The organism is Streptomyces sp. NPDC016851, assembly GCF_055562795.1.
Map to the genome: position 1 here is coordinate 97,841 of NZ_JBVHEP010000007.1, position 25,360 is coordinate 123,200.

23 protein-coding genes are annotated in these 25,360 nt (G+C 72.7%); 10 read left to right on the forward strand and 13 right to left on the reverse strand.

Going from position 1 to position 25,360, the window contains the following annotated elements:
• Positions 1-44: 44 nt before the first annotated feature.
• The 4 genes from ACZ3I3_RS13560 to ACZ3I3_RS13575 all read left to right on the forward strand — a co-directional run bounded on the left by ACZ3I3_RS13560 (position 45) and on the right by ACZ3I3_RS13575 (position 3,397).
• Positions 45-1,388 (forward strand): hemolysin family protein, encoded by a 1,344-nt coding sequence (locus ACZ3I3_RS13560; RefSeq protein ID WP_467364661.1) that lies wholly within the window; start codon positions 45-47, stop codon positions 1,386-1,388.
• On the forward strand, positions 1,385-2,407 hold the full coding sequence (locus ACZ3I3_RS13565) for a hemolysin family protein (RefSeq protein ID WP_467364663.1): 1,023 nt from the start codon (positions 1,385-1,387) through the stop codon (positions 2,405-2,407). Before ACZ3I3_RS13560 ends, ACZ3I3_RS13565 begins: the two co-directional genes overlap by 4 nt.
• 387 nt (positions 2,408-2,794) lie before the next feature.
• On the forward strand, positions 2,795-3,019 hold the full coding sequence (locus tag ACZ3I3_RS13570; protein ID WP_356923432.1) for a hypothetical protein: 225 nt from the start codon (positions 2,795-2,797) through the stop codon (positions 3,017-3,019).
• Between the two features lie 204 nt (positions 3,020-3,223).
• Positions 3,224-3,397: a hypothetical protein gene (locus ACZ3I3_RS13575; protein ID WP_356923433.1), complete on the forward strand. Its 174-nt coding sequence runs from the start codon at positions 3,224-3,226 to the stop codon at positions 3,395-3,397.
• Between the two features lie 3 nt (positions 3,398-3,400).
• Here ACZ3I3_RS13575 and ACZ3I3_RS13580 read toward each other — a convergent pair whose 3' ends face one another.
• The 11 genes from ACZ3I3_RS13580 to ACZ3I3_RS13630 all read right to left on the reverse strand — a co-directional run bounded on the left by ACZ3I3_RS13580 (position 3,401) and on the right by ACZ3I3_RS13630 (position 15,808).
• Positions 3,401-4,519, reverse strand: coding sequence for an acyltransferase family protein (locus ACZ3I3_RS13580; RefSeq protein ID WP_467364667.1), 1,119 nt, complete (start codon positions 4,517-4,519; stop codon positions 3,401-3,403).
• A gap of 141 nt (positions 4,520-4,660) precedes the next feature.
• Positions 4,661-6,217: an ABC transporter ATP-binding protein gene (locus ACZ3I3_RS13585; protein ID WP_467364669.1), complete on the reverse strand. Its 1,557-nt coding sequence runs from the start codon at positions 6,215-6,217 to the stop codon at positions 4,661-4,663.
• Positions 6,214-7,014 (reverse strand): ABC transporter permease subunit, encoded by an 801-nt coding sequence (locus ACZ3I3_RS13590; protein ID WP_467364671.1) that lies wholly within the window; start codon positions 7,012-7,014, stop codon positions 6,214-6,216. Before ACZ3I3_RS13590 ends, ACZ3I3_RS13585 begins: the two co-directional genes overlap by 4 nt.
• The gene (locus ACZ3I3_RS13595; RefSeq protein ID WP_467364673.1) at positions 7,011-7,964 is read right to left on the reverse strand and encodes an ABC transporter permease; all 954 of its coding nucleotides are present in this window, start codon (positions 7,962-7,964) and stop codon (positions 7,011-7,013) included. The genes ACZ3I3_RS13590 and ACZ3I3_RS13595 overlap by 4 nt, the downstream gene beginning before the upstream one ends.
• Positions 7,961-9,535: an ABC transporter substrate-binding protein gene (locus ACZ3I3_RS13600; RefSeq protein WP_467364675.1), complete on the reverse strand. Its 1,575-nt coding sequence runs from the start codon at positions 9,533-9,535 to the stop codon at positions 7,961-7,963. Before ACZ3I3_RS13600 ends, ACZ3I3_RS13595 begins: the two co-directional genes overlap by 4 nt.
• A gap of 15 nt (positions 9,536-9,550) precedes the next feature.
• Entirely contained in the window at positions 9,551-10,333 is a 783-nt protein-coding gene (locus ACZ3I3_RS13605; protein WP_467364987.1) for a class I SAM-dependent DNA methyltransferase, read from the reverse strand.
• 17 nt (positions 10,334-10,350) lie between these two features.
• Entirely contained in the window at positions 10,351-11,586 is a 1,236-nt protein-coding gene (locus ACZ3I3_RS13610) for an MFS transporter (protein ID WP_467364677.1), read from the reverse strand.
• Positions 11,570-12,622 carry a mandelate racemase/muconate lactonizing enzyme family protein gene (locus tag ACZ3I3_RS13615; RefSeq protein WP_467364679.1) on the reverse strand — a complete coding sequence of 351 codons (1,053 nt, stop codon included), beginning with the start codon at positions 12,620-12,622 and terminating at the stop codon, positions 11,570-11,572. Before ACZ3I3_RS13615 ends, ACZ3I3_RS13610 begins: the two co-directional genes overlap by 17 nt.
• Entirely contained in the window at positions 12,619-13,722 is a 1,104-nt protein-coding gene (locus tag ACZ3I3_RS13620) for a PLP-dependent cysteine synthase family protein (protein ID WP_467364680.1), read from the reverse strand. Before ACZ3I3_RS13620 ends, ACZ3I3_RS13615 begins: the two co-directional genes overlap by 4 nt.
• Positions 13,719-14,555 (reverse strand): Rossmann-like domain-containing protein, encoded by an 837-nt coding sequence (locus ACZ3I3_RS13625; RefSeq protein ID WP_467364682.1) that lies wholly within the window; start codon positions 14,553-14,555, stop codon positions 13,719-13,721. Before ACZ3I3_RS13625 ends, ACZ3I3_RS13620 begins: the two co-directional genes overlap by 4 nt.
• Positions 14,552-15,808 carry an ATP-grasp domain-containing protein gene (locus ACZ3I3_RS13630; RefSeq protein WP_467364684.1) on the reverse strand — a complete coding sequence of 419 codons (1,257 nt, stop codon included), beginning with the start codon at positions 15,806-15,808 and terminating at the stop codon, positions 14,552-14,554. Before ACZ3I3_RS13630 ends, ACZ3I3_RS13625 begins: the two co-directional genes overlap by 4 nt.
• A gap of 145 nt (positions 15,809-15,953) precedes the next feature.
• Between ACZ3I3_RS13630 and ACZ3I3_RS13635 the strand changes: the two genes are divergently transcribed.
• Positions 15,954-17,462, forward strand: a complete 1,509-nt coding sequence (locus tag ACZ3I3_RS13635) for an alpha/beta hydrolase (protein ID WP_467364686.1) — start codon at positions 15,954-15,956, stop codon at positions 17,460-17,462.
• A gap of 10 nt (positions 17,463-17,472) precedes the next feature.
• Here ACZ3I3_RS13635 and ACZ3I3_RS13640 read toward each other — a convergent pair whose 3' ends face one another.
• Positions 17,473-18,534, reverse strand: a complete 1,062-nt coding sequence (locus ACZ3I3_RS13640) for an N-acetylmuramoyl-L-alanine amidase (RefSeq protein ID WP_467364688.1) — start codon at positions 18,532-18,534, stop codon at positions 17,473-17,475.
• A 382-nt stretch (positions 18,535-18,916) separates the two neighbouring features.
• On the opposite strand from ACZ3I3_RS13640, the gene ACZ3I3_RS13645 reads away from it, so the two are divergent.
• The 3 genes from ACZ3I3_RS13645 (at position 18,917) to ACZ3I3_RS13655 (ending at position 22,890) form a co-directional block, all read left to right on the forward strand.
• On the forward strand, positions 18,917-20,644 hold the full coding sequence (locus ACZ3I3_RS13645) for an SMI1/KNR4 family protein (RefSeq protein WP_467364690.1): 1,728 nt from the start codon (positions 18,917-18,919) through the stop codon (positions 20,642-20,644).
• Between the two features lie 162 nt (positions 20,645-20,806).
• Positions 20,807-22,519, forward strand: a complete 1,713-nt coding sequence (gene ctaD / locus ACZ3I3_RS13650; protein ID WP_467364692.1) for an aa3-type cytochrome oxidase subunit I — start codon at positions 20,807-20,809, stop codon at positions 22,517-22,519.
• Complete coding sequence (locus ACZ3I3_RS13655) at positions 22,516-22,890, forward strand: hypothetical protein (RefSeq protein WP_467364694.1); 375 nt, start codon at positions 22,516-22,518, stop codon at positions 22,888-22,890. The genes ctaD and ACZ3I3_RS13655 overlap by 4 nt, the downstream gene beginning before the upstream one ends.
• Here ACZ3I3_RS13655 and ACZ3I3_RS13660 read toward each other — a convergent pair.
• On the reverse strand, positions 22,880-24,187 hold the full coding sequence (locus tag ACZ3I3_RS13660) for a phosphatase PAP2 family protein (protein WP_467364696.1): 1,308 nt from the start codon (positions 24,185-24,187) through the stop codon (positions 22,880-22,882). The genes ACZ3I3_RS13655 and ACZ3I3_RS13660 overlap by 11 nt on opposite strands.
• Before the next feature lie 311 nt (positions 24,188-24,498).
• On the opposite strand from ACZ3I3_RS13660, the gene ACZ3I3_RS13665 reads away from it, so the two are divergent.
• Positions 24,499-24,855: an ArsR/SmtB family transcription factor gene (locus ACZ3I3_RS13665; protein WP_467364698.1), complete on the forward strand. Its 357-nt coding sequence runs from the start codon at positions 24,499-24,501 to the stop codon at positions 24,853-24,855.
• Complete coding sequence (locus ACZ3I3_RS13670) at positions 24,852-25,166, forward strand: hypothetical protein (RefSeq protein ID WP_467364700.1); 315 nt, start codon at positions 24,852-24,854, stop codon at positions 25,164-25,166. Before ACZ3I3_RS13665 ends, ACZ3I3_RS13670 begins: the two co-directional genes overlap by 4 nt.
• Positions 25,167-25,360 lie beyond the last annotated feature (194 nt).

Sequence of the window (25,360 nt, forward strand, 5' to 3'; positions counted from 1 at the left end):
CGCCACGAGATCAATGATCGCGGCACACGACGGGATGGTGTTCGGTGAGTGCCGCGAACGCCCTGCTGGGCCTGCTCGCCGTGTTCGTGCTGACCGCCGGCACCGGCTACTTCGTCGCCCAGGAATTCGCCTACGTCTCCGCAGACCGGCTCACGCTCGCGCGCGAGGCCGAAGCCGGGGACAAGAAGGCCGCCCGTGCCCTGCGGGTGCTGGAGCGGCTGTCGTTCATGCTGTCGGGCGCGCAGCTCGGCATCACCGTCACCGGCCTGGTCGTCGGCTTCATCGCCGAGCCCTCGGTGTCCGCGCTGCTCAGACCCGCCCTGTCCGGGCTCGGCCTGCCCGACGCGGCCGTGAGCGGTGTCTCCGTGACGCTGGCCTTCACCCTGGCCACGGTCGTGCAGATGGTGCTGGGCGAGCTGGCCCCGAAGAACCTCGCCATCGCCGTTCCGGAGCGGCTGGCCAAGGCGCTGGCCCCCTCGACGCTGGCGTATCTGAAGGTCGTCGGCCCTGTCGTACGCGTCTTCGACAGCGCCGCGAACAAGCTGCTGCGCACGGCCGGCATCGAACCGGTGGAAGAGCTGCATCACGGCGCCACGCTGGAGGAGCTGGGCCATGTGATCGGCGAGTCGCACGAGCGGGGCGCGCTGCCCAAGGACACCGCCGCGCTGCTGGACCACGCGCTGGAGTTCTCGGAGCGGACCCTCGACGAGGTGATGGTGCCGCGCGCCGACGCCGTCTTCGTCCGCACGGACGCCGGCGCCGACGAGGCGGTCGGCCTGATCGCCGAGCACGGCCACTCCAACTACCCGGTCCTCGGCGACCACCCGGACGACATCGTGGGCGTGCTGGGTGTGCGCGAGCTGATGGCGCTGCCCGCCGCGCGCTTCGCCGGCGCGCCGGCCGGTGAGGTGGCCCGGCGGCCGCTGCTGCTGCCGGACACGCTCGGGCTGCCGGACGCGGTGACGCGTATGCGGGAGCAGGACGACGAGTTCGCGGTCGTCCTCGACGAGCACGGCGGCGTGGCGGGCATCGTCACGTACGAGGACATCGCCGAGGAGCTGGTCGGCGACATCGCCGACGAGTCCGACAAGGTCACCGTGCTCGCCGTCGCGGACGGCGACGGCTGGCTGGTGGACGCCGGCCGCCGGCTGGACGAGGTGGCCGAGGCCACCGGTGTCCGGCTGCCGGAGGACGACGACTACGACACCGTGGCCGGCCTGGTCGTGGACCGGCTCGGCCGCTTCCCGACGGTCGGCGACCGGGTCACGGTCGAGCTGCCCGACGGCGCCCGTGCCGTCATCGACGTCCGCACGCTCGACCGGCACGTGGCCGACCGGGTCCGGATCAGCCCGGTCGTGCAGGCCGTGGAAGCCGAGGAGATGGCGTGAGTTTCCCGATGGCGGTCTTCGTGACCGTGCTGCTGCTGATCGGCAGCGGCTTCTTCGTGGCGGCCGAGTTCGCGCTGGTCGCCGCCAAGCGGCACCGCATGGAGAAGGCGGCGGCCGAGGGGCGGCGCGGCGCCGGGGCGGCCCTGGCCGGCATGCGCGAACTGTCGCTGATGCTGGCCGGCGCCCAGCTGGGCATCACCGTGTGCACGCTGGGCCTGGGCTCGGTGTCCAAGCCGGCGATCTCGCACGAACTCGACCCGCTGCTGCACACGCTGGGCCTGCCCAGTGCCGTGAGCTACGGCGTGGCGTTCGCCGTGGCGATGGTCGTGGTGGTGTTCCTGCACATGGTGGTCGGTGAGATGGCCCCCAAGTCGTGGGCGATCGCCCACCCCGAGCGTTCGGCGATGCTGCTCTCCCCGCCGTTCCGGGCCGTGGTGCGGGCCGTACGGCCGCTGATCCGGCTGCTCGACGCCGTGAGCAACGCGCTGGTACGGCTGTGCCGGGTGGCCCCGCGCGACGAGCTGGCCTCGGTGCACAACCGGGAGCAGCTGACGCACCTGGTGGCGGAGTCCGAGCGGCTGGGCCTGATCAGCGCGACCGACTCGGAGCTGCTGACCCGCTCGCTGACCGAGCCGGAGACGCCGGTCGCGGCGCTGCGGATCCCGGCTGCCGAGCTCACCTGGATCGAGGGCGGCACGGACGTCGATGCACTGCTGCGACTGGCCGCCGCGCACGACCGCACCCGGCTGCTGGTCCGGGAGAACGGCACGGTCCTCGGCTCGGTCCACGCCCGTGACGCCCTGGTCGCCCGGGCCCGGGGGCGGGCCACGACCGCCCGGGAACTGGCCCGTCCGGTGCCCGAGCTGACGGAGGCCACCACGGTCGCCGACGCGATCGAGGTGCTGCGCCGCCGCCGGTCCTCCCTGGCCGTGGTCCGTGACACCGCGGGCCGGCTCACCGGCCTGGTCACCCTGGACGATCTGCTGGCCCGGCTCATGCAGCCGGCCGCGGCGGCCTGACGAAGCGGAATCCGAACCTCCAGCACATCTGCACATGGTTCGCCAGGACGCCGTGGAGCGGCAGGCCGGGCGCCAAGTCACTGTCTCGGCACGAGAACTTGGCGGCGAAGTGCCCGCTTCGGAAATCGGGGCGCAATACACGTGCGTGCCGCAGGGCGACGGAAAGCGTGAAGGAGTGGGCACATTTCGGTGCGTCCACGGTCACGGTGGTGAAGACGGTCGCCGCAGTGCCCGTTTCGGCGCCGGGAGGCGGCTGGATCTTTCCTCCCACCGAGTGCTTTGATCCTGCGCACGGCGGAGCCGTCGGTGCGGAATCTCGGTTCTGGATCCGGCGACCCCCACGCGCGCCGCCATTGCGAGACATTCACGCGAAGGGAAACACCTCCAATGAACCTCACCTCTCGGGTCGACATCGCCGAGCTGTCCGACGCCGACCTGGAGAACATCTCCGGCGGTATGGCGGGCGGTGCCTCCGCGAGCCTCGTGGGCGGCCTCTCCACCGGCCTGGTGGAGCCCCTGACCGCCGAGCTCTGCGGCAGCCTCCAGGGATCCCTGTCGTCGGAGGGCGCCGCGGCCGGCGGCAGCGCGGGCGTTCACACCACGTCACTCTGACGCATCCGCGTAAAGGGCCCCGGGAGGCGATTCCCGGGGCCCTTCGCTGTGCCCGGATGTTTTCCCACGGTCGCAAGTTTGAGGAATTCGCGAAGCTCGTGACGGAATTCTGGACACCACGGGGGTGGGTAACACCGCGGCACGGGATGACGCAGACTTACACGGGCCCCTCAGACCCGGCCGCAAAGCGATAGGACAGACCCTGTGAAACCCGACTCGACCCGGACCGAAGAACTCCCGATCTACGAAAGCCTCATACGCGAACGCGGTGACGTCGTCGAGGAGGCTCGCGTCGTCGCAGAAGAGACGCAGCACCAGATGACCCAGGCCCTGAACGGCCACGCGCCGGTGCAGCAGGAAGCCGGCACCCAGCAGTAGGCGTCACCCGCGGGCATCGCCCGGCCGCGGGACCGCGTCCCCTCTGCCGAAGGCCCACGCCATCCCCGGTTCGGTCACACAGCGGAACACGCGCCGCACGGTCGGCGTGCACAGCGCCGTGACCACCACGGCCGCGACCAGCGTGGCGGCGATCGCGCCCGCAGGCCCGTGGACCCAGGCCGGCTCGTACCAGCCCCCGTACTTGGCGGCCTGCGCGACGAAACCGTGCAGCAGGTAGCCGGACAGCGTGCCCGCGCCCAGGGCGGTGAACCACGTCCGGCGCCCGGGCACCCAGGCGAGGAAGCAGGCGACCAGGACGGCCGAGCAGCCGAAGGCCGCCAGCGTCATCACGGGCCCGTACCAGGACGGGGCCGCCAGTTCCCGGGCGCTGTCGGCGTGGAAGAACCAGGCGTAGTTCATGCGCGGCACCGCCCAGTACGCCACTCCCAGGGCGCATCCGGCCACCGGCACGGCGAGGATCCGCGCCCCGCGCCGGCGCACCAGCCGGAAGTGCTCCGGCCGCAGCAGCAGGCCGAGCACGAAGTACGGCAGGAACTGAAGGGTGCGCTGGAGGTCGAGGTCGTGGCCGACGGAGGGTGAGAGCGTCGCCAGCATCGCGACGGCGAGGGCCGTCGGCAGCGGCCACCGCACATGCCGCCACACGGGCGTCGTCAGCCGCCAGACGAACAGCGCCGCCAGGAACCAGGTCAGATACAGCGGGTCCAGCAGGCTGACCGGGCGGTCGGGGTCCTGGCTGGTCCACCGGGTGAACAGGGTGTACGCCGTCTCGAACACCACGTACGGCACGGCGACACCGGTGACCAGGCGTTTGAGGCGCGCCGGGCTCCCGTCGAAGGTGCGCGAGAAGTAGCCGGAGATGACGATGAACGCCGGCATGTGGAACGCGTAGACGACCATGTAGAGCGCGGTGACGGCCCTGCTGTCCGGCCGCAGCGGCTCCCAGGCGTGTCCCACGGCCACCAGCACGATCGCCAGGTACTTGGCGTTGTCGAAGAACGCGTCCCGCTGCCTCGACGGGCGGGCCACGGCGCCCTGTTCCGTTCCCCTCGGCGCCCGGGTCTCCTCGGCCACCGGGCGGGCCGTCGTCACCGTGTCACTCACGGGCCCTCCCGGAACGACGCGAAGCGGCTGTGCCTCTTCCTGCCCGGGATAAGGGGGTGGCGTCTGCGCAGAACATCGCCCGCACCCTAATCACAGGGCCGTGCCCCGGTTCAACTCGTAACGGGGGTGACTCGCTTCGGTTCATGTCCGGGTATACGTGCCGGGACGGGCGATCGTCTCCGCGAGGGCGATGGTGAAGGGGTGCCGGGGCTCGGTCAGGATCCGCCGGGACGGGCCCTGTTCGACGATCTCGCCGGCGTCGAGCACGGCGATGCGGTGGGCGGCCGACGCCGTGTCCAGGTCGTGGGTGATGAGGACGAGGGCGAGGTCGTCGCGGTCGCGGACCAGTGCGGCGAGCAGGTCGAGGATGGCCCGGCGGGTGACGGTGTCGAGGCCGGAGGTGATCTCGTCGCAGACCAGGACGCGGGGGTGGGCGAGGAGGGCGCGGGCGAGGGCGGCCCGCTGGAGTTCACCGCCGGAGAGTGCGCCGGGGCGGCGGTGGGCCAGTTCCTCCGGCAGGCCGAGCCGGGCCAGGGTGGCCGACGCCTCGTCCGTCGCCGCCCGTTCGCCGGCACCCCGCAGCCGCACCGCCGTGCGGGCCACCTGGGGCAGGACGGGCCGGTGCTCGTCGAAGGCGGCTCGGGCGTCCTGGAAGACGTACTGCACGGCGGCGAGCCGGTCACGGCCGCGGTGGCGCAGGCTGCGCGGGAGCGGCGTGCCGTCGAGCAGGATCTCGCCGTCGTGTTCGCGGTGGAGGCCGGCGAGGCAGCGGGCGAGCGTGGTCTTGCCGCTGCCGGAACGGCCGACCACGGCCAGGCACTCGCCGGGGTGGAGCGCGAGGTGCGGGACGCGCAGGACGGTGTTCCCGCGGTCGTACACGGCGGTCAGGTCCCGTACCTCCAGGGCGGGTTGCCGGGTGTCACCGCTCACCGCGTCCTGTGGCTCCGCCCGCTGTGAGTCGAGCAGCCGTCGGGTCCACTCGTGGCGGGGCGCCGCCCACAGCCGCGCCACGGGCCCCGACTCCACGACCCGTCCCGCGCGCATGACGAGGACCTCGTCGGCCAGCACCCGGACGACGTCCAGGTCGTGGCTGAGCAGGAGGACCGCGATGCCGCGGGCGGCGACCGCCGCCAGCTGGTCGATGATGCGGCTCTTGGTGAGCGCGTCCTGGCCGGTGGTGGGTTCGTCGGCGACGATGACACGCGCGCCGAGCAGCAGGGCCTGGGCGAGGACGACGCGTTGCTGCTGGCCGCCGGAGAGCTGGTGCGGGTAGCGGCGCAGCAGGGCTTCGGCGTCCGGGAGCTGGGCGTCGGACAGGGCCCGCAGGACCAGTTCGCGGGCCGCGCTGCGGCGTTCGCGGCGGGGCATGTGGCGTACCCGGGGGCGGGCGATGTCGTCGAGCAGGGCGCTGACGCGGCGGGCCGGGTTGAGGACGGCGGCGGGATGCTGGGGCACGTACCCGACCGGGCCGTCCGCGGGCCGGCGCACCTCCCCCGTGACCCGGGCACCGGCCGGGTACTCCCCCAGCAGTGCCAGGCCGGTGGTGGTCTTGCCGCTGCCGGAGGCGCCGACCAGGGCGGTCACGCGGCCGGGGAGCACGCGAAGGTTCACGCCGTCGACGATCGGCCGGCCGTCGATCTCCACGCGCAGGTCGCGGATCCCGGCGACGATGTCAGCCGCTTCCGTCTCTTGGTTCACGCGCGCCGTCCCTTCCTTCCGTTGCTCTTCTCCAGCGCGGCGTCGAAGAGCAGGTTGGTGCCCGTCGTGAGGGCGACGATCAGCAGGGCGGGCACGACCACGGCCCAGGGCTGTACGAAGAGGCCGGTGCGGTTGCGGTCCACCATGACCGCCCAGTCGGCGGCGTCCGGGGCGACACCGACACCGAGGAACGCGGCCGTCGACACCAGGTACAGCACACCCGTCAGCCGGATGCCGGCGTCGGCGGCCAGGGTGCGCAGGGCCGAACGCCCGACGTAGCCGACGGCGACCCGCCACCACGTCTCGCCCTGCATGCGCAGCGCCTCCACCGCGGGACGGGCCGCCGCCTCGGCCGCCGCGGCCCGGACGATCCGGGCGGCGTCGGGCACGTTCACCAGCGCGACCAGCAGCGCGAGCCCGGCGGCACCCGGCGAGAACACGGACGCCACCAGCAGGATCAGCAGCAGCGACGGTACGGCGAGCAGCACGTCGAGCGGCCGCATCAGCAGCTCCTCCAGCCGCCGGGCGTGGGTGACCGCGCTGACGAGTCCGACCGGCAGCGCGATCAGGTAGGCGAGGGCCGTAGCGGCGAGCGCGGTGAGCACGACGGTACGGCCGCCGTGCAGCACCTGCCGCCAGACGTCCCGGCCCACGAAGTCGGTGCCGAGCCAGTGGCCGTCGCCGAGGGTGAAGGACGGGGCGCGGGGGCCGGGTTCACCGGCGAACAGGGGTCCCAGGAGGGCGAGGAGCAGCGGCACCGCGACGATGGCGAGGCCGAGGAGGAACCGGCGTGTCACGCTGCCACTCCCGCCCGGGGCGTCAGCCGGTACGCCACCACGTCCGCGCCCAGATTGAGTACGACGGTCAGCACGCCGAACACCACCGCCAGCCCCTGCACGACCGGCACATCGCGCTCGGCGACGGCGTTGAGGAGGACCGTGCCGAGGCCGGGGATCACGAACAGCGCCTCCACGACGATGACCCCGCACAGCAGCCAGTCGACGGTACGGGCGAGTTGCTGGGCGGCCGGGGCGAGGGCGTTGGGCAGGGCGTGGGTGTAGCGGACGCGGGCGCCGGGGACGCCGTAGCGGCGGGCGTGGGCGGCGTAGGGCGAGGCGAGGGCGTCGACCATGCCGGCGCGGACCAGGCGGGACAGGGAGCAGACCGGGCGGGAGAGCAGGACCAGGACGGGGAGGACGAGCACGGCCGGGTGGCCCAGCAGGTCGGTGCCGTAGCCCACCGCCGTGGGCGGCAGCCAGGCCAGTTTCAGCGCGAACACCGTCACCAGCAGCACGCCGAGGGCGAACTCGGGTACGGCGTACACGGCGAGCGTGGCGGAGCTGACCAGCCGGTCGATCAACCGCCCCTCGTGGCGGGCGGCGAGCACCCCGAGCCCGAAGCCGAGCGGGACGAGCAGGGCCAGGGTGAGCGCGGCCAGCAGCAGGCTCGGGCCGAAGCCGTCGGCGATGTACCGGGCCACCGGCCGGCCGGAGGTCAGGGACGTGCCGAAGTCGCCGTGCAGCAGGCCCGTGGCCCAGTCCGCGAGACGTTCGTGGGCGGACCGGTCCAGGTCCATGGTCTCGCGGATCGCGGCGATGCGCGCCGGGTCGGGCTGGTCGCCCGCGAGGGCCACGGCGGCGTCGCCCGGCAGCGCCTCGGTGAGTGCGAAGACCAGCAGCACCACGGCCACGGTCTGCACGGCACCGAGGAGCAGCCGCCGGGCGACGAAGGAGCGCAGACCGCTCACGCCAGCCACACCTTGTCGAAGCGCGCCCAGTCGAGGGTGTTGGCGGGCGCCTTGGTCTCGACTCCCTTGACGTTACGGGCCGTTCCGAGGATCCAGTCGGCGAAGCCCCAGATCAGGAAGCCGCCCTCGGTGTACAGGCGGCGCTGCATCCGCTCGTAGACGGCGGCCCGTCCGGTCTTGTCGCGGGTGGACTGGGCCTGCTGGTAGAGGGCGTCGAAGTCCTTGTGCTGCCACTTGGTGGCGTTGGTGGTGGAGTCGGTGAGCAGCCGCTGGGAGATGTGGGCCTCGATGGGCATGGCGCCGGAGCGGTAGCAGCACAGCGTGCCGCCGTCGAGGATGTCGCTCCAGTAGGAGTCCTTGCTGCCCATCTTCACGTCGATGGTGACCCCGGCCTTGGCCGCCTGGTCGCGGAAGATGCTCGCGGCCTCGGTGAAACCGGCGGCGACGGCCGAGGTGTCCAGGGTGACCTTGAGTTTTTCGGCACCGGCCTGCTTCAGCAGGCGACGGGCGCGGCCGAGGTCCTGCTCGCGCTGCGGCAGGCCGTCGGCGTAGTACTCGTAGCCCTTGCCGAACAGGTCGTTGCCGACCTCGCCCGCGCCGGACAGGGCCCCGTCGACGAGTTCCTTCCGGTCGGCGATGAGGTAGAACGCCTCGCGCACCCGCTTGTCGTCGAAGGGCGGCCGGTCGGTCTTCATGCAGAAGGCCTGCATGGCGCTGCCCTGCAGCCGGACGATCTCGATCTGGCCCCGGCCCTCGTGGGCGCGGGCGGTGGTGGGGTTGAGTTCGTGGGCGTACTCGATCTGGCCGGCGAGGAGTGCGTTGACGCGCGCGGACTCCTCGTTGGCGACGACGAACTCGATCTCGTCGAGGTGCGGGGCGCCGTCCCAGTAGTTCTCGTTGCGGCGGAAGACGGCGGAGCGGCCGGGCGCGAAGGAGACGAAACGGAAGGGGCCGGAGCCGATCGGCTTCTTGTCGAAGTCGGTGCCGTCGGCGTTCTCGGGAACGATGTACGCGCCGAACGCGGCCAGCACGTTGGGGAATTCGCCCGTGGGCCGCTTGAGGACGAACTCGACGGTCCGTTCGCCGGTGGCCCGGCTGGCGTCGAGGTCGATGGGTTCCAGGGACGCCTTGGCGCGGAACGTCTGCTCGGGGTCGGCGATGCGGCGGTAGCTGTAGAGGACGTCCTTGGCGGTGACCGGCCTGCCGTCGTGGAAGGCGGCCTCGCGCAGGGTGACCTGCCAGCGGTCGAGGGTCTTGTTCGACTCCCACTTCGCGGCGAGGCGGGGCTGGGCGGAGAGGTCGGCGCCGTAGTCGGCGAGCTTGTCGTAGAGGGCCTTGGCGCGGGCGACGTCGGCGAACAGGTTGGCCAGGTGCGGGTCGAGGGTCTCACTGGCCCCGCCTCCGGCGAAGGCGGCCCGTAGCCGTCCGCCGCGCTTCGGTGTTCCGCCGCTGCCGCTGTCCGCCTTGCCGTCGGTGCCGCCGCCGCAGCCGACGAGGGCGAGGGCGGCGACGCCGGTGCCGGCGGCGAGGAAGCCGCGGCGGCGCAGGCCGGGGAAGCGTTCGTCGTTCATGACTGGTCCTTCGGGTCAGAGGGTGCGAAGACGCGCGACGACGTGCAGCCGGTCGGCGTCCGTGGTCGTGCCGGGCAACTCGCCCTGCCGCCAAGGGGGTTCGGTGCGCGGGCCGGGGCCGTCGTGGAGTTCGAGCACCTCGAAGCCGTGTGCGGTGAGGAAGTGCCGCAGCTCCTGCGGGAAGAGCAGCCGCCAGGCGGAGCGCTGTTCGGCGGGCGGGGATCCGTCGTCGGTGGTCCAGACGCGGGTGCGGCGCAGGAGCTGGGCGGTACGGTCCACCGTGAGCGTGGTGGTGGACCGGTAGGTCCTGCCCTGCCAGCTGAACGCGTTGACGGCGGACCGGTCGAGCAGGTCGGTGCGGCCCAGGAAGTAGGCACCGTTGCGCATCTCCGCGACGAGCAGGCCGCCCGGTGCGAGGGCTTCGCGGCAGGAGGCGAGGAAGCCGTCGAGCTGGTCGTTGGTGTGGCAGTACAGCAGGGAGCTGTCCAGGCAGACGACGGCGTCGAAGCGGCCGAGGTCGAAGCCGTGCAGGTCGGCCCGGACGTACTGGGGACCGGGGTGGTGGGTGCGGGCGTGGGTGAGCATCGTCTCGGAGAGGTCGGCGCCGGTCACGGTCCGGCCGGCCGCGTGCAGGGCGGCGGCGTCGCGGCCGGTTCCGCAGCCCATGTCGAGGACGCGCGGCCCGGCCCCGTGGCGGCGCAGGCAGTCCTCCGTCCACCGTGCGGCAAGGCGCTCATGGTCGGGGAAACGGGCCTCGTACAGGGCGGGGTTGTCGGTGAGGAGGTTGCCGCTGGTCACGGACTGGTTCACGGCGGTCACGCCTTGGTCCTCTCCCCCGCCGGGGTGGGGACGCCCGGAGCCGGGCTCGCGGGCAGGGCACCGAGCCGGTGCAGCCACGCCACGCCGAGCGCGGAGGCCAGGCCGAGGAGGGCGCAGCACAGCCAGGGCAGCCACGCGGCCCCGTGTTCGCCGGTGTCCATGGCCCAGCCGACGGCGGTGTTGCCCAGGGCGGCGGCGACGCCGGAGACGACGTAGAAGATGCCGAAGTAGGTGCCGGTGAGTCCGGGGCGGCCGAAGCCGGGGATCAGCTCCATCACGAACGGCTGGGCGATCATGAGGCCGACGTAGAGCAGCAGGGCGCCCGCCAGGAGGGGCAGCATGCCCGGTACGAAGGCCGGCGGCAGGAAGGCCAGTCCCGTCACGGCGAGCCCGGCGGCGACCCAACGCCCCCTGCTGCCGCGGGCCTTGAGACTCCTGGTGATCCTCAGTTGCAGCGTCAGGTTGGCCACCGTGCCGACGAGGAAGACGATGCCCGCCGCGCCGTCCCAGCCGGTGGCTTCCCTCGCCCTGTCCGGCAGCAGCAGATACAGCTGGTTCTCCAGGGTGAACATGCCGACCATGGCGAGCGCGAAGGCCAGGAACGCCCGGTTGCCGAGCACCTCCCGCCAGTCCCCGAGGACACCGCTGCCGCTGGGCTCCACCTTCCGCGCGGGCAGGACGAGGGCCTGCGCCACGGTGAGGACGGCGAAGATGCCGGCGGCGGTCAGCGCGGAGGTGCGGAAGTCGACCAGCAGCAGGGCGCTGCCCAGCAGCGGGCCGATCAGGGCGCCGGTGGTGGCGAAGACGTTGAACAGGGCGAACGCCTCGGCCTTGTTCTCCCCCGCCTCCTGGGCGAGATAGGCGCGCACGGCCGGGTTGAACAGGGCCCCGGCGACTCCGCTGAGCACGGAGGCGGCGAGCAGCACCGCCAGCCCGTCGCCGAGCGCGAACAGCGCGAACCCCAGGGTGCGCAGGGCGCATCCGGCGATGATGACGCCACGCGCGCCGAGCCGGTCCGAGGCGGAGCCGCCGATGATGAACAGGCCCTGCTGGCTGAGGTTGCGCACGCCGAGGACGATGCCGACGACCGCCGCCGACAGGCCCAGGTTCTCGGTGAGGTGGGTGGCGAGGTAGGGGATGAGCAGGTAGAAGCCGGTGTTGACGCCGAGCTGGTTGACCAGCAGGAGCCGCACGGCGAGGGGGAAGCGCTTCATCTCATGCCACGTCTTCACGGACCGCCACCTCCTCGACGCCCAGGCCGGGACGGTCGGTCGCGCGTACGACACCGTCGGCGCCGCCGATGCCGGTCCACGGGTCGTGGGCGAGCAGCAGATGCCCGTCGAGGTCGGCCCAGCGGGCCCGGTCGGCCAGGTGGACGGCTGGGGCGAGGCCGAGGCTGCTGGCGGTGAGGCAGCCCAGCATGAGGGCGGTGCCGCTGCCCTCGACGGCCTCGGCGATGCGCAGGGCCGCGTGCACGCCGCCGCACTTGGCGAGCTTGACGTTGACGCCGTGGACCCGTCCGGCGAGGCGGCGGACGTCGTCCAGGCCGACGGCGTCCTCGTCGGCGATGACGGGCAGCGGTGCGCGCTGCGCGAGGGCGGCCAGGGCGTCCGGGGCGCCGGGGGCGACGGGCTGCTCGACGGCCTCCACGCCGAGGGCGGCGAAGCGCGGCAGCAGGGCGTCCGCCTGGGCCACGGACCAGGCGCCGTTGGGGTCGAGGAGCAGCCGGGCCCGGGGGGCGGCGTCGCGGATGACGCGGACGCGCTCGATGTCGTCCTCGGGGTCGGGGGCGCCCGCCTTGACCTTGAGGACCTGGAAGCCGCTCGCGGTGAGCCGGCGGGCCTGGGCGGCCGCGTGGCCGGGGGACGTGATGCCGATGGTGCGGGCGGTGGCGGCGGCGGGCGGTGCGGCGGCTCCGAGGAGGCGGTGCACGGGGACGCCCGCTCGCTTGCCGGCCAGGTCGAGCAGCGCCGACTCGACGGCGGTGGTGACCGCGGGCGGAACGTCACCGTCGAGCCACTCCCCCGCCCGCAGGGCCTCCAGGGCACTCTCCGGATCGGGAAAGCGGCTCAGGTCCACGGCGGTGAGGAGCCGCAGCAGCGTCTCGGTGCCGAGTCCGTAGTACACGCTGGTGACGGCTTCGCCGTGACCGCGCAGTCCGTCGTGCTCGACGGTCAGCCACACGGCGTCGCGTGCGGCCATGGTGGAACGGGAGATGCGCAGCGGCTCGGTGAGTTCGAGGCGTACGGTGCGCAGGCTGGACTTCACGGGCTCTCTTCCTGGGGGGCGGGGGCCTGGAGGGCGGGGGCGGTGAGCGGGTCGCTGACGCGGGTGCAGCGGGCCCAGCCGGCCGCCTCCGCCGCGTGCGGGTGCGGGATCTCGACGGGCCGGGTGGCAGCGGCGGCCGGGTCGAGGCCGTGGGTGGTGGTGAAGTCGTCGTCGTAGACCGTGCCGAGGTAGCGGTGCGGGCCGTCGGGGAAGACGGTGGCGACGACCGCCCCGGGGTGGACGCGGGCGGCCCAGGCGGCGACCCGGGCGGCGGCGCCGGTGCTCCAGCCGCCGCTTACGAAGGCGCCGCGCGCCAGCCTGCGGCAGCTGTCGACGGCCTCGGCGGGGCCGATCCAGTGGACCTCGTCGAAGGCGTCGTAGGCGACGTTGCGCGGGTGGATGCTGCTGCCCAGGCCGCGCATCAGCCGGGGCCGGGCGGGCTGGCCGAAGATGGTGGAGCCGGTGGCGTCGACGCCGATGAGGCGCAGGGCGGGCCAGTGCCGCCGCAGGGGGCCGATGATGCCGCCGCTGTGGCCGCCGGTGCCGACGCTGCACACCAGGATGTCGAGGTGCTCGAGCTGGACGGCGAGTTCGGCGGCCAGGGAGGCGTAGCCGGCGGTGTTGTCGGGGTTGTTGTACTGGTCGGGCCAGTAGGCGCCGGGCAGTTCGGCGAGCAGTTCCCGCAGCCGGGCCAGGCGCGCGGCCTGCCAGCCTCCCTGCGGCGCCGGCCGGTCCACGACCTCCAGCCGCACTCCGTGGGCGCGCAGCAACTGCCGCATGGACGGCTCCAGTTCGCTGTCGCCGACCAGTACGACCGGGTGGCCGAGGGCCTGTCCGGCGAAGGCGAGGCCGATGCCGAGCGTGCCGGAGGTGGACTCCACCACCGGGGCACCGGGCAGCAGTTCGCCGCGGTCGCGGGCGCCCAGCAGCATGGACACGGCGGCGCGGGCCTTCATCCCGCCCGCGGCGAGCCCTTCGAGCTTGGCCCAGAAGCCGGGGTGCGGGCCCGGCAGGTCGGCGGTGATGCGGGCCAGTGGGGTACGGCCGACCAGGGAGAGCAGTTCCCGTCGCGCGGCGGGCCGGAGCGCGGTGGCGGTCATCGTCCGCCTCCCGGACAGGAGCCGTCGTAGCGGTGCAGGACACCGGGGCCGCCGTCGAGCCAGAAGAACGGGTACGGTTCCGCGCACACCGCGCTGACGCCGTGCCCGAGGAAGCGGGGCAGCACGGCGCTCCCGGTCTGGGCGAACATCACCAGCTGCTTGCCGTGCGCCAGCGCGTGGTGCCGCAGGGGTTCGAAGGTGCCGTTGCCCAGGGTCATGCCGGAGACGAGCAGCGCGTCACAGGGACCGGCCGCGGCGAGCGCGTCGGTGACGACCGGCTCGCCCCACTCGGTCTCGCCGCCCTTGAGATCGCAGGGGACGTAGCGCAGGCCGCGCGAACGCAGCGCCTCCAGGAGCGAGTTGACGACGCCCACCACGAGCACCGTGGCGCCGGGCGGCAGGTCGAGCAGGCCGACGACGGCCTCGGCGCGGGCCCGGGACTTCTCCAGCGACGACCCGGCGGGCAGCGGGAGGGTCCTGGCCCCCTGGGCGGGGGTGTGCGGCAGGACGTGCATCAGGTAGGCGTCGAGGGCCGCCACGCGCACCGGCGGCAGCGGGTGCTCCAGCAGTCGCGCCACGTCCGCGCCCACGCAGTCCTCGACGGCGCTGTCCGGGAGCGCCCCGGGCTCGACCGCACAGGAGCCGACGGCCTCGGCCAGGCGCAGGCTGAGCACCTCGTTGCGGTAACCGGTGCCGCGCCCGTCGTGCCGTACGGCCTGCCGGGTGGTGAAGGCGACGGCGATGCGCTGGGTGGCCGGATCAGGTCCGAGGGCGCCCGCGCGCACCCGGTCCACGAGGTCGTCGTACGAGACTGCGGGGGTCGCGGTGGTCATCGGATCACCAGCCCGGCGCGCAGCCCGTCCAGCAGGCTCTCGACGCGCTCGCGTGCCCCGAGTCCGTCGGCGTCCCCGGCCATGACGTGTCCGAGGTACTCGTTGTTGCTGCCCGCCGCCTTCACGGCCCTGCCCGGCTCGGCGAGTTGGGCCTCCAGCACCCCGGGCAGGTCCCGTACGCCGCTGCCGTCCAGCGCTTCGAGGGTGCCGGAGGCCTCCGGCACCAGGAAGCCGATCGCGGCGCTGCGCAGACCGGTGTCGACGCGCCGCAGGTCGGGGGCGCGGCCCAGGGCGACGTCCACGAAGGCGGCGGCGAGGTCGATTCCGGTGACGTGGCGTATGAGTTCGGTGATGCGGTTCCCGGCGGGCCGGGGGTTGACCTCGACCACGCGCGGACCGGCGGAGCTGAGCTTGATCTCCGTGTGCGCCACGACCCCGTCGGTCAGGCCCAGGGCCTTGAGCGCGGCGAGGGCGGTGTGTTCGGCGGCCTCGGTGTCGCCGGGCGGCAGGGCGGCGGGGAACATGTGGCCGGTCTCGACGAAGGCGGGTGCGCCGCCGACGCTCTTGTCGGTCACGCCCACCACGTGGACCGCGCCCGCGTGCGACACCGTCTCGACGCTGACCTCGGGGCCGTCCAGCAGTTCCTCCAGCAGCACCACGGGCGTCCGCCGCTGTCCGCGTGCGTTGACCGGGAAGTCGGCCAGGGCCCGGCAGGCGGCGGCGAGTTGGGCCTCGTCGTCCGCCCGGCGCACGTACATGCCCGCGCACAGGTCGACGGGCTTGACGACGAGCGGGTAGCCGATCTCCCGCGCGGCCCGCGCGATGTCGGCCCACTCCTCGCGCACGGCGAAGCGCGGTCCGGGCACCCCGGCGTCGTCGAGGACGCGGCGGGTGGCGTCCTTGCGGCAGGCGTTCTCCACGGCCTCGGGACCGGGGCCGGGCAGGCCGAGGCGTCCCGCGATCCGGGCCACCGTCGGCAGGTAGTAGTCGCAGGAGGTGACGACCCCGTCGAAGCCGAGGACCCCGTGCAGCCGCTCGACCTCGGGCAGCAGTGTCTCGATGTCGTTGGTGTCGGCGGTGATGACGTTGCGGGCGCCGAGCAGCGGATGGGCCGTCCCCTCCGGCGCCGAGCGCAGGTAGTGGTGCAGGTCGCGGGTGAGGAACGTGAACGCGTGCCCGTTCTCCCGGATCGCCCGCGGCAGCAGTCTGCTCATGGACCCGACCCAGCTCTCGACCACCAACAGATGAGCCACAACTCCCCTTTCTTTGCTGCGAGTTCAAGGCGCGCGGGCAGCCCGGCGAGCCCTCCGGGGAGGGTGCCGGGTGTTGCCGCCAGAGACGTTATCGATAATCATTTTCATTGTCACCTGGTTGGGCGAAGATCTTCTGGAGACCCCCTTGACCCGTCCCGCACGCCGCACCCGTCCCGCACGCCGCACCGCACTCTTGTGCGCCCTCGCGGCCGCCACCGCCCTGCTCCCCGCCGCACCCGTCCAGGCGGCCGGACCGCCCTCCCCGCTCCGCTTCACGACCTGCCCCGACTCCGTCCCCCGGCCGGCCGCGCCGGAGCGCGTCGAGTGCGGGCGGCTCAGCGTGCCGCTCGACCGGCACCGCCCCTCGGGGCCGCACATCGAGGTGGCGGTCTCCCGGGTCCGCGCCTCGGGCACGCCCGCCGAACGGCGCGGCATCCTGCTGGTCAACCCGGGCGGCCCGGGCGGCTCAGGGCTCCCGTACGCGGTCACCAAGCGGGCCAAGCTCCCCGAGAGCGTGCGGCGTGCGTACGACGTCGTCGGCTTCGACCCGCGCGGGGTCGGGCGGAGCACCCCCGTCACGTGCGGCCCGATGGGCGGCCTCTTCGACAGTCCGGGCCGCGACCCGATGCCGGCGGGAGCCGGGGCGGAGCGCACGTACCTGGCGTCCCTGCGCGCCCTGGCCGACGACTGCGCCACGCACGCGGGCCGCCTGCTGCCGTACCTGTCCACCGAGCAGACGGCGTACGACATGGACGCGATACGCGCGGCCCTCGGCGAACCGCGGACGAGCTTCCTCGGCGTCTCCTACGGCAGCTACCTCGGCGCCGCCTACGCGGCCCGCTTCCCGCACCGCGTCGGCCGGATGGTGCTCGACAGCGTGGTCGGCCCCGGCGACTGGTACGACTTCGACGTGCTCCAGAGCCGCGCCCTGCTGCGGCAGCGCGGCACCTTCTTCGCCTGGACGGCCGCCCGTGCCGGGCGCTTCGGCCTGGGCGGGACACCGGCCGCGGTGCGGGACTCGTATCTGCGCGTACGCCGGGAGCTCGCCGCGCGGCCGGTGGCGGGCTTCGGCCCGGCGGAGTTCGACCGTGCCGTGTACCGCGCCCTGGGCCGCACGGAGCGCTGGGCGGGCCTCGCGGACGGGCTGCGCGGTTTTCTGACCGACGGCGACCCGGACGGCCTGCGCCCGGCCGGCGCCTTCGACAGCCCCGACTCCCGCACCTACGAGGCGGCCAACCGCGTCGTCAAGTGCGCCGACGGACTCGCCCCCAGCCCCCGCGACATCGTCGCGGACATCCGCCGCACCCGCCGCCTCGATCCGCAGCCGGTGCTGACGGGCATGGAGGCGAGCACCTGCGCCTACTGGCACCACCGGCCCGGCCACCGCACGCCGCTCGGCAGCCCGGACGCGCCGCCGGTCCTCCTCGTCGCCTCCGCGCACGACCCCGTCACGCCGATCGAGGGCGCCCGCCGCCTCCAGCCCCTGCTGCCCGGCTCACGCTTGGTGACCCTCGACGACGACTACTCCCACGGCGTGTTCGCCAGCCGCGGCAACGCCTGCGTGGACGACACCGTGGCGGCGTACCTGGTGCGCGGAGAAGTGCCGTCGGCGAACGTCCGCTGCGCGGGCCCCGGGCTGCCGACGGCCGAGTAGAGCCCGGGGCTCAGGTCTCCTTCCACACCAGCACGGTCAGCACCGCGCCGGCCACGGTCACCGGGGCGGCGGCCTGGTTCAGCAGCCGTATCCGCATGCTCCGTCCGGACGGGAGCCGCTTCGTCAGGGGGACGACCGCGAAGGTGCCGCCGCCGGTCCCGACGATCTCGTGGATCGGGTGGTCGGCGCGGTGCTGGTCGCCCTGGTACTCGGACATGCGCGCCTGGACGACCGCGCCCGCCGGCAGGCCGTCGATGTGCAGGCTGACGCTGCCGCTGAAACGGGCCGGGCCACGGGCGAAGACACTCCCGCCGGTGGCGTGGTCGCCGGTCTCGTCGGCCCACTCCGTGGCGAACTCGACCGAGTCCCAGGCACCGGGCGCGAGCCGATAGCCCTTGGAGACACCGAGGTTGACGTACTGGGGCATGGGGTCCTCTCCTTCCCACAGGCCCGCCGGGAGGGCCAGGGCGTCGGCGACGTCACGGCGGAAGTCGGCCATGTCGAACCCGCGCGGGTCGACCTTCCAGTCGCTCCACTCCAGGTGACCGATCGCGCTCTTGGGGCCCCAGCCGTGCGCGCGGCAGATCGCGGCGGTGGCCTTGACGATGGCGATGTACTGCGCACTCGGCCACGGGTCCTTGCCGTCGCCCTTGTTCTCGCATTCCCAGCCGTAGAAACGGGCGTTGCCGTCGACCGCGCCGGCCGAGCCGTCGTGCTCGTGGGTCGCGGGCGGGTACGTGCCGTACGACTCGCCGATGACGGCGTTGAGCACGTCACCGTCGCCGCCGCCGGCGTGGTTGGCCCGGCCGTTGCCGGTCAGATGGACGACGCCGTCCTTGGTGATGCATCCGGTGGCGAGCGGACCGGGCAGGGCGCTGTGGCCGTGGTAGATCAGCTCGACGACGGCCGTGCCGGGGCCGGTGACGGTGTGATGGATCATCACGCCGTGCACGGGACCCCACGGGCCCTTGTGGTTGCGGTTGTTGGTGCGCCATCCGCCGACCTCGTGAACGGCGCAGCCCTCGGCCTGCAGCGCGGCGACGAGCCGGGCGGCGGTGAGCGGGGTGGCCATGAGTCAGTCCTCCGTTCCGGCGCGTGCGTGCCGGTCTGAAGACGGTGCTGAAGACAGTGCTGAAGGCGGTGCTGAAGACGGTGCTGAAGGCGGTGCGATCGCTGTGCGGGGCGTGTCCGGCCGGGAGCGGGGTCTGTCTGCGGTGCGGGTGTGTCTGCGGTGCGGGGCTGTCTGCGGTGCGCTTCCGTCCCCGCGGCGCGGGTCCGGAGGATCGTTTCGCCGGAGCTGCCGCGCGGACGTCGCCAGGCCCTCACCATTCTCGCGCCGCTCGCGTCGTCGCTCACCTCGCCGTACGCCACGTCCGCAAAATCGGCGGGATTCCGACGCTGCGGCACCAGGAAGGCGGGGGCGCTGTCAGTGGTCCGGCGTAGGGTCCGCTGCCATGAGCATCCCCGCCGTCGAGGAGTCCTGGGCCCGCGTCGACGCCTGGCTGGCCCGGCACGCTCCCCTCTCCCACGCCACGCTGCGCCCGCCCGCGGCGCAGGCCGGCATCGAGGACGCGGAGCGCACGCTCGGCGTGCCGTTCCACCCGGATCTGGTGGCCTCGCTGCGGTGCCACGACGGGGTGGAACCCGACGACGGCGCAGTTCAGTTGTCGTCCTACGGCCCGTTGTGCGGTGTCGCGGACATCGTGCGGAACACGACCTTCCTGCGGAGCCTCGGGGTGGCTGAGGCCGGGCTGCCCCTGACCCTGGGCATCGGCCGGCGGGCCTCGGACGGCCTGTTCCTCGCCTGCCGCCCGGGGCCCCACTACGGACAGGTGGGCCGCCGCTTCGACGACGAGATGCGCTCGTTCGCGCACTGGCCCTCGCTGCGTCATGTTCTGGCCGACCTCGCGGACGCCCTGGAGGGCGGTCGCCCCTTCCTCGACCACGTCCCCGTGGCCGTGGCCGGAAAGCTGGGGTGGGAGGAGGAGCGGACCGTGCCCGCCGAGGCGGTCTCCGCACTGGCGTGGGCCGCCGCGCTCGCCGAGCCGGAGTCGGACCCGCCGGCCCCCCAGCGCCCGGTCTTCCCGGACGCCGCCGGTGGTCCTCCGTCGCCGCCCCGGCAGGAAGGGACGCAGCGGCTCTTCTTCGTCCGTACCCACCGGCCGCGGCCCGCCCCGCTGCCGGACCAGCCGGACGTCGCGTTCGCCGCCGGTCTGACGCCGGCCGAGATGCTGCGCCGGCTCGGCGCGGTCCCCGCCACCGTGCGGCCGCGCGACCGCCGGCAGGCCCAGCGGGCGGCGCAGTCCGCGTGGGCCGCGCACCGGCCCCTGGTCCGGGCGGGCGGGGCCGGCGGCTGGGCGTACACCACGCTGGAGGGCGGCGCCGCGCAGTTCGCCCGGCCGGAGGTGCTGCGTGCCCTGTCCGCCGGCACGCGTGTGGCGGTCCTGACCCGGCACGGCCCGGAGGTCGTGCTCACCTTCGCCGAGGACGGCGTGCCGTGTCCTCAGGAGGACATCCGGCGCGTCATGTCGCCGCGCGAGGGCAACAGCTCCGGCGGACCGGATGCGCGGCGGCTCGGCGTGGACCTCTGGCCCGGCTCGACCGCCGCGTACACCCGCTTCCTGGCCGTACTGCGGCAGGACTTCGGCATCGCCTACGACCCGGACGAGGAGGGCCCGGCGGAGCTGACCAGTGCCCTGCTGCTCCCCCTGCTGGACAACCTCCCCAGGGCGGAGGACTGCGGATTCCCTTCCCAGGTACGGGACTTGGATCTGGCCGGCCTCGTGGAGCGCACACCGCCGCAGCGTCTGCGCGCCGCCGTCGCGGCCCAACTGTCGCGCCTGGCGTCGGAGACGCATCTCGACACCTACCCGGAGGTGGCCGAGGCCCTCGACCGGATCCACCGCGGCCTGCCCGTCGCCTGCGCCCCTGACGGTCCCCTGGACTCGCGCATGCGCACCCTGGCCGCAGAGACCCATGCGACCCGGCGGCTCCTGGCGGACGGCGACAGCGCCCCCGTCTCCCCCAAGGACCTCACCGCGTGGGACGCACGCGCCGGGGCGGCCCACGCGCTGCGCGAGTTCCTCCACCTCCCCCTCCCGGTGGCGGCGGCGACGATCCTCGACCAGCGCGTCTCCCTCCACTGGCACGAGGAACTCACCACCGACCTGGACAGCGCATGACGCACGGGGCGTCTCGCAGGAGTTACTCCGGGACGCGACACCACTCGTTCGCATGGACCGCTCGGCCGTTCGGCTCAGAGGAGCACCACGTCGGGCGGCTGTTGCGGAGCTGCGGGACTAGTTTCCGCCGGGTCGGGACACGCACTGCCGATCGAGGAGCTCATGGCGACACTTACCGAACCGGTCGCTCCGGTACCGGCGGCGGGGCGCCGCGGTCCGGGCCAGGTGATCGTCTCCTGGATGACGACGACGGACCACAAGAAGATCGGGCATCTGTACCTGATCACGTCGTTCGTCTTCTTCCTGATCGCCGGGGCGCTGGCGATGGCCATCCGGGCCGAGCTGGCCCGGCCGGGGATCCAGTGGCTGTCCCACGAGCAGTACAACCAGGCGTTCACCATGCACGGCACGATCATGCTGCTGCTGTTCGCGACGCCGACGTTCGCCGGGTTCGCCAACGCGGTGATGCCGTTGCAGATCGGCTCCCCGGACGTGGCGTTCCCGCGGCTGAACATGTTCTCGTACTGGCTGTTCCTCTTCGGCGGCCTGATCGTGCTCGGCAGTCTGCTCACCCCGCAGGGCGGCGCGGACTTCGGCTGGACCGCCTACACGCCGCTGAGCGGCGGGGAGCGCACCCCCCAGGTCGGCGGGGACCTGTGGCTGATGGGCCTGGCCCTGTCCGGGTTCGGCACCATCCTCGGCGCCGTCAACTTCATCACCACGATCATCTGCATGCGCGCCCCCGGCATGACCATGTTCCGCATGCCGATCTTCACCTGGAACGTGCTGCTCACCTCGGTGCTGGTGCTGCTGGCGTTCCCGGTGCTGGCCGCCGCGCTGCTGGCGTTGGAGGCCGACCGCCGTTTCGGGGCGCAGGTGTTCAACGCGGAGAACGGCGGCGCGATCCTCTGGCAGCATCTGTTCTGGTTCTTCGGCCACCCCGAGGTGTACATCCTGGCCCTGCCGTTCTTCGGCGTGATCAGCGAGATCATCCCCGTCTTCGCCCGTAAGCCGATCTTCGGTTACACGGGCCTGATCGGCGCCACGATCGCCATCGCCGGGCTGTCCGTGGTGGTGTGGGCGCACCACATGTTCGCCACCGGCGCGGTGCTGCTGCCGTTCTTCTCCTTCATGACGTATCTGATCGCCGTACCGACGGGGGTGAAGTTCTTCAACTGGATCGGCACCATGTGGAAGGGCTCGCTGTCCTTCGAGGCGCCGATGCTGTGGGCGGCCGGGTTCCTGGTGACGTTCCTCTTCGGCGGTCTGACCGGGGTCGTCCTCGGCTCGCCGCCCCTGGACTGGCACGTGACCGACTCCTACTTCGTGGTCGCCCACTTCCACTACGTGCTCTTCGGCACGATCGTGTTCGCCATGTTCGGCGGCTTCAGCTTCTGGTGGCCGAAGATGACCGGCACGATGCTGGACAACCGCATCGAGAAGGTCCACTTCTGGACACTGTTCACCGGCTTCCACACGACGTTCCTGGTGCAGCACTGGCTGGGCGCCGAGGGCATGCCCCGCCGGTACGCCGACTACCTGGCCGCGGACGGCTTCACCTGGCTGAACACCGTCTCGTCGATCGGCGCGTTCCTGCTGGGCCTGTCCACGCTGCCGTTCCTGTACAACGTGTGGAAGACCGCCCAGGAGGGCAAGCGGGTCGAGGTCAACGACCCCTGGGGCTACGGGCGTTCCCTGGAGTGGGCGACGTCGTGTCCGCCCCCACGGCACAACTTCGTCACCCTGCCGCGGATCCGCTCCGAGTCCCCCGCCTTCGACCTGCACCATCCCGACGTGGCCCAGCTGGACGAGGCGGAGAACACCGGCCGACGCGATGTCGTCGAGCCCGGCGGGCACAAGGGCCGGCGGACGTGAGACGCGGCGGCCGTGAAGTGCCGTACGGCAACCCGCGGCACGCGCTGGCCGACGAGGCCGAGGGCTATCTCCTCGCGCACCTCCATCTCGATCAGGCACGGCGCGAGGCGGAGGAACTCTGCGCGGGGATGCCGTGGCTGACCACCGCCCAGGCCGAGGAACTCACCGGCCACTACGTCCGCCGACGCCTGGACGTCACCCGTCAGCTGCTCCACGGCACGGTCCGGCGGGCCGAGGAGCTACGGCAGGAGTACGAGAGCCGCTACACCTGCCTCCGGCACGCCCTGCTGCGCCGCCACGCCGCCTGTGCCTGCGCCCTCCTCGCCGGCGCGGGCACCGTGAGCGCCCTGACGGTCCTCCTCACCCGCTGACCAGTTCGTGCTCCGGCGCCGGCTGCCGCGCCGGCACGGCCTTCGTCTCCCACTGGTTGGTGGTCCGTACGTAGCCGTAGATCACCGAGGCCATCGCCAGCAGGAGCAGCGGTCCGAACAGCCACGGACGCGCGGCCATCTCCATCGGCAGATAGCGATAGGACAGCAGCATCGCGGTGAAGACGGCCACTCCGTAGGTGACCAGCTGGATTCCGGAGCGGTCCCAGCCGCGTTCGAGCGAGCGCAGGGCCGCCTCGATCGTGACCGTGAACACCACGCCGGCCACGAGATCCACGCCGTAGTGGTAGCCGAATCCCAGCGTCGCGGTCAGCGTGGCGATCAGCCAGAACGTGCCCGCGTGGCGCAGCACGCGTGGGCCCCTGCGGGAATGGATGAAGATCGCGACGGCCCACGCCGTGTGCAGGCTGGGCATGCAGTTGCGGGGGGTGATCCCGTCGTACAGCACCTCGTGCGGGACGACGTCGGTCGGTGGCGGCAGGTCCGGCCACAGGTTGGCCACCGCCCACTCCAGGCCGCCGGTGCCGGAGGCGCCCGGGCCGTAGGCGAAGACCGGGCCGACGACCGGGAAGATCATGTAGATGCCCGGCCCGAGAAGTCCGATGACCAGGAAGGTCCGCACCAGGTGGTGGCGCGGGAAGCGGCGCTCGGCGGCCACGTTGCGCAGCTGGTAGAGCGCGACGACGACGGCGGCCACCGCCAGTTGGCCGTAGACGGTTTCGAGGGCGATGGCACCGGCCTGGCCGGTGGCCTCGACGATCCGGCCCACCAGCCACGACGGGTTGCCCAGCGCGTGGTCGGCGGTCGCCACGTACGGGTCGAGCACCATCGGGCGGGTCTTCGAGGTGATGATCAGCCAGGTGTCACCGGCCTTGCGGCCGGCCACCAGCAGCAGGCCCAGTCCGACACCCTTCAGCAGCAGGACGCGTTCCGGGCCGGTGCGGCGTGTCACCGCGATGACCCCGCAGCCCAGGATCACCCACAACGCGCCGTTGCCGAAGGGATGGGCATCCCCCAGCTCGGCGCCGACCGCCCAGCGCACCACCAGGAAGACGGCGTCGATGCCGAGTGCCACACCGAAGGCGATGAACCGTTGCCGCCGGGGGAGGACCACCATGGTCAGCGCCATGGCGGCGTACAGCAGGAAGCCCGACTTGGGAGCGACGATCACCTCCTGCACCTGGCAGGTGATCGGCCCGGGCACGCCGATGCGGCGCGCGGCGATCTCCAGCGCGATGAGAAAGCCGAGGCCCACCACACCTGCTGTGGCCCACAGCATCGTCCGGGGTCGAGGCCGGGCGGTGAACGTGATTCCGCGTCTTATGCGCGAGAAAATCCGCGTAGTTATAGATATCAATTGTTTTATTCGATTTGTCAGTTGTAAGGAGGTGGATCGTCACATGACCGAACATGCTATCGGAGCGATGTGCCCGCGGTCCGGCAGTCATGAAGATCCCGGGTAACCCTGAGACATCCCCGACACCTCCCCGATCCATCCCCCATCCGCCCCTGAGATGTGTCAGGAATCTTTGACAGGTGACAGACGGCACTGTCAGCCTTTTCTGACAGGTACGACGGAAAGGGGCCGCGATGCCCGAGGTCCCGCCTCCGGCACCGACGGGCGACGAGTTGCTGAAGGTGCTGTCCGCGCTCGGCAACCCGCACCGCATGCGGATCGTCGCGGCGCTGCTGGAGAGCCGGAACTACGTCAGCGCGCTGGCACGCGAGATCGGGATCAGCCGCCCGCTGCTGCACATGCACCTGCAGCGGCTGGAAGCGGCCGGACTGGTCGTCGGCACGCTCGAACTCGCGGAGGACGGCAAGGCCATGAAGTACTTCGACGTCACGCCGTTCTTCTACGAGTTGACACCCGCCGTCATCGCCCGGGCGTCCGCGACGCTCAGCGAGGCCGAGAAGACCGAGGCCGAGAAAGAGGAAGCGAAGTGAATGGGGAACAGGTGACGCTCGCCGACAGCGCCGACACCGTGAGCGCGCTGGTCGGGGCCGTGGGCGCGGCCGGGATCTTCACTCTGCTGATCGTGATCGTCTGGCAGGTCGCCGCAACCTGGCGGGCCCGGATGCTGGCCGCACGCGAACAGCAGTACAAGGAGCTCGCGGCCAAGTACGCCCGGCTTCTCGAGGACACCGTGGAACTGCAGCGCCGCACCGCCGAGGAACAGCGGCAGACCCTCGACGAGCTGACGCAGACCCGGCTGGCGGTCTCCTCGATGGAGAAGATGATGCGCGAGATCGAATAGCGCCCCGGGGCGCACCGAGAGACGCGTACGGCCGGGAGCGGCAACTCCCGGCCGTACGGAGGAAGAACACACCCTCAGGACACATCCCACCCGTACACCACGGCAGGTCGTCACACCTGCAAGCGCCGTGGTGCGGGCCCCGTGCGCCCTGGTGCCGGTCGTCGAACGGCCGGCGGCGCGCTTCCCTGCGTAAG

Coding starts and splice junctions, on each gene's coding strand:
- ACZ3I3_RS13570 (WP_356923432.1), top strand. CDS start 2,795: ATGAACCTCACCTCTCGGGTCGACATCGCCGAGCTGTCCGACGCCGAC.
- ACZ3I3_RS13600 (WP_467364675.1), bottom strand. CDS start 9,535: ATGAACGACGAACGCTTCCCCGGCCTGCGCCGCCGCGGCTTCCTCGCC.
- ACZ3I3_RS13620 (WP_467364680.1), bottom strand. CDS start 13,722: ATGACCGCCACCGCGCTCCGGCCCGCCGCGCGACGGGAACTGCTCTCC.
- ACZ3I3_RS13625 (WP_467364682.1), bottom strand. CDS start 14,555: ATGACCACCGCGACCCCCGCAGTCTCGTACGACGACCTCGTGGACCGG.
- ACZ3I3_RS13640 (WP_467364688.1), bottom strand. CDS start 18,534: ATGGCCACCCCGCTCACCGCCGCCCGGCTCGTCGCCGCGCTGCAGGCC.
- ACZ3I3_RS13645 (WP_467364690.1), top strand. CDS start 18,917: ATGAGCATCCCCGCCGTCGAGGAGTCCTGGGCCCGCGTCGACGCCTGG.
- ctaD (WP_467364692.1), top strand. CDS start 20,807: ATGGCGACACTTACCGAACCGGTCGCTCCGGTACCGGCGGCGGGGCGC.
- ACZ3I3_RS13660 (WP_467364696.1), bottom strand. CDS start 24,187: ATGCTGTGGGCCACAGCAGGTGTGGTGGGCCTCGGCTTTCTCATCGCG.
- ACZ3I3_RS13665 (WP_467364698.1), top strand. CDS start 24,499: ATGCCCGAGGTCCCGCCTCCGGCACCGACGGGCGACGAGTTGCTGAAG.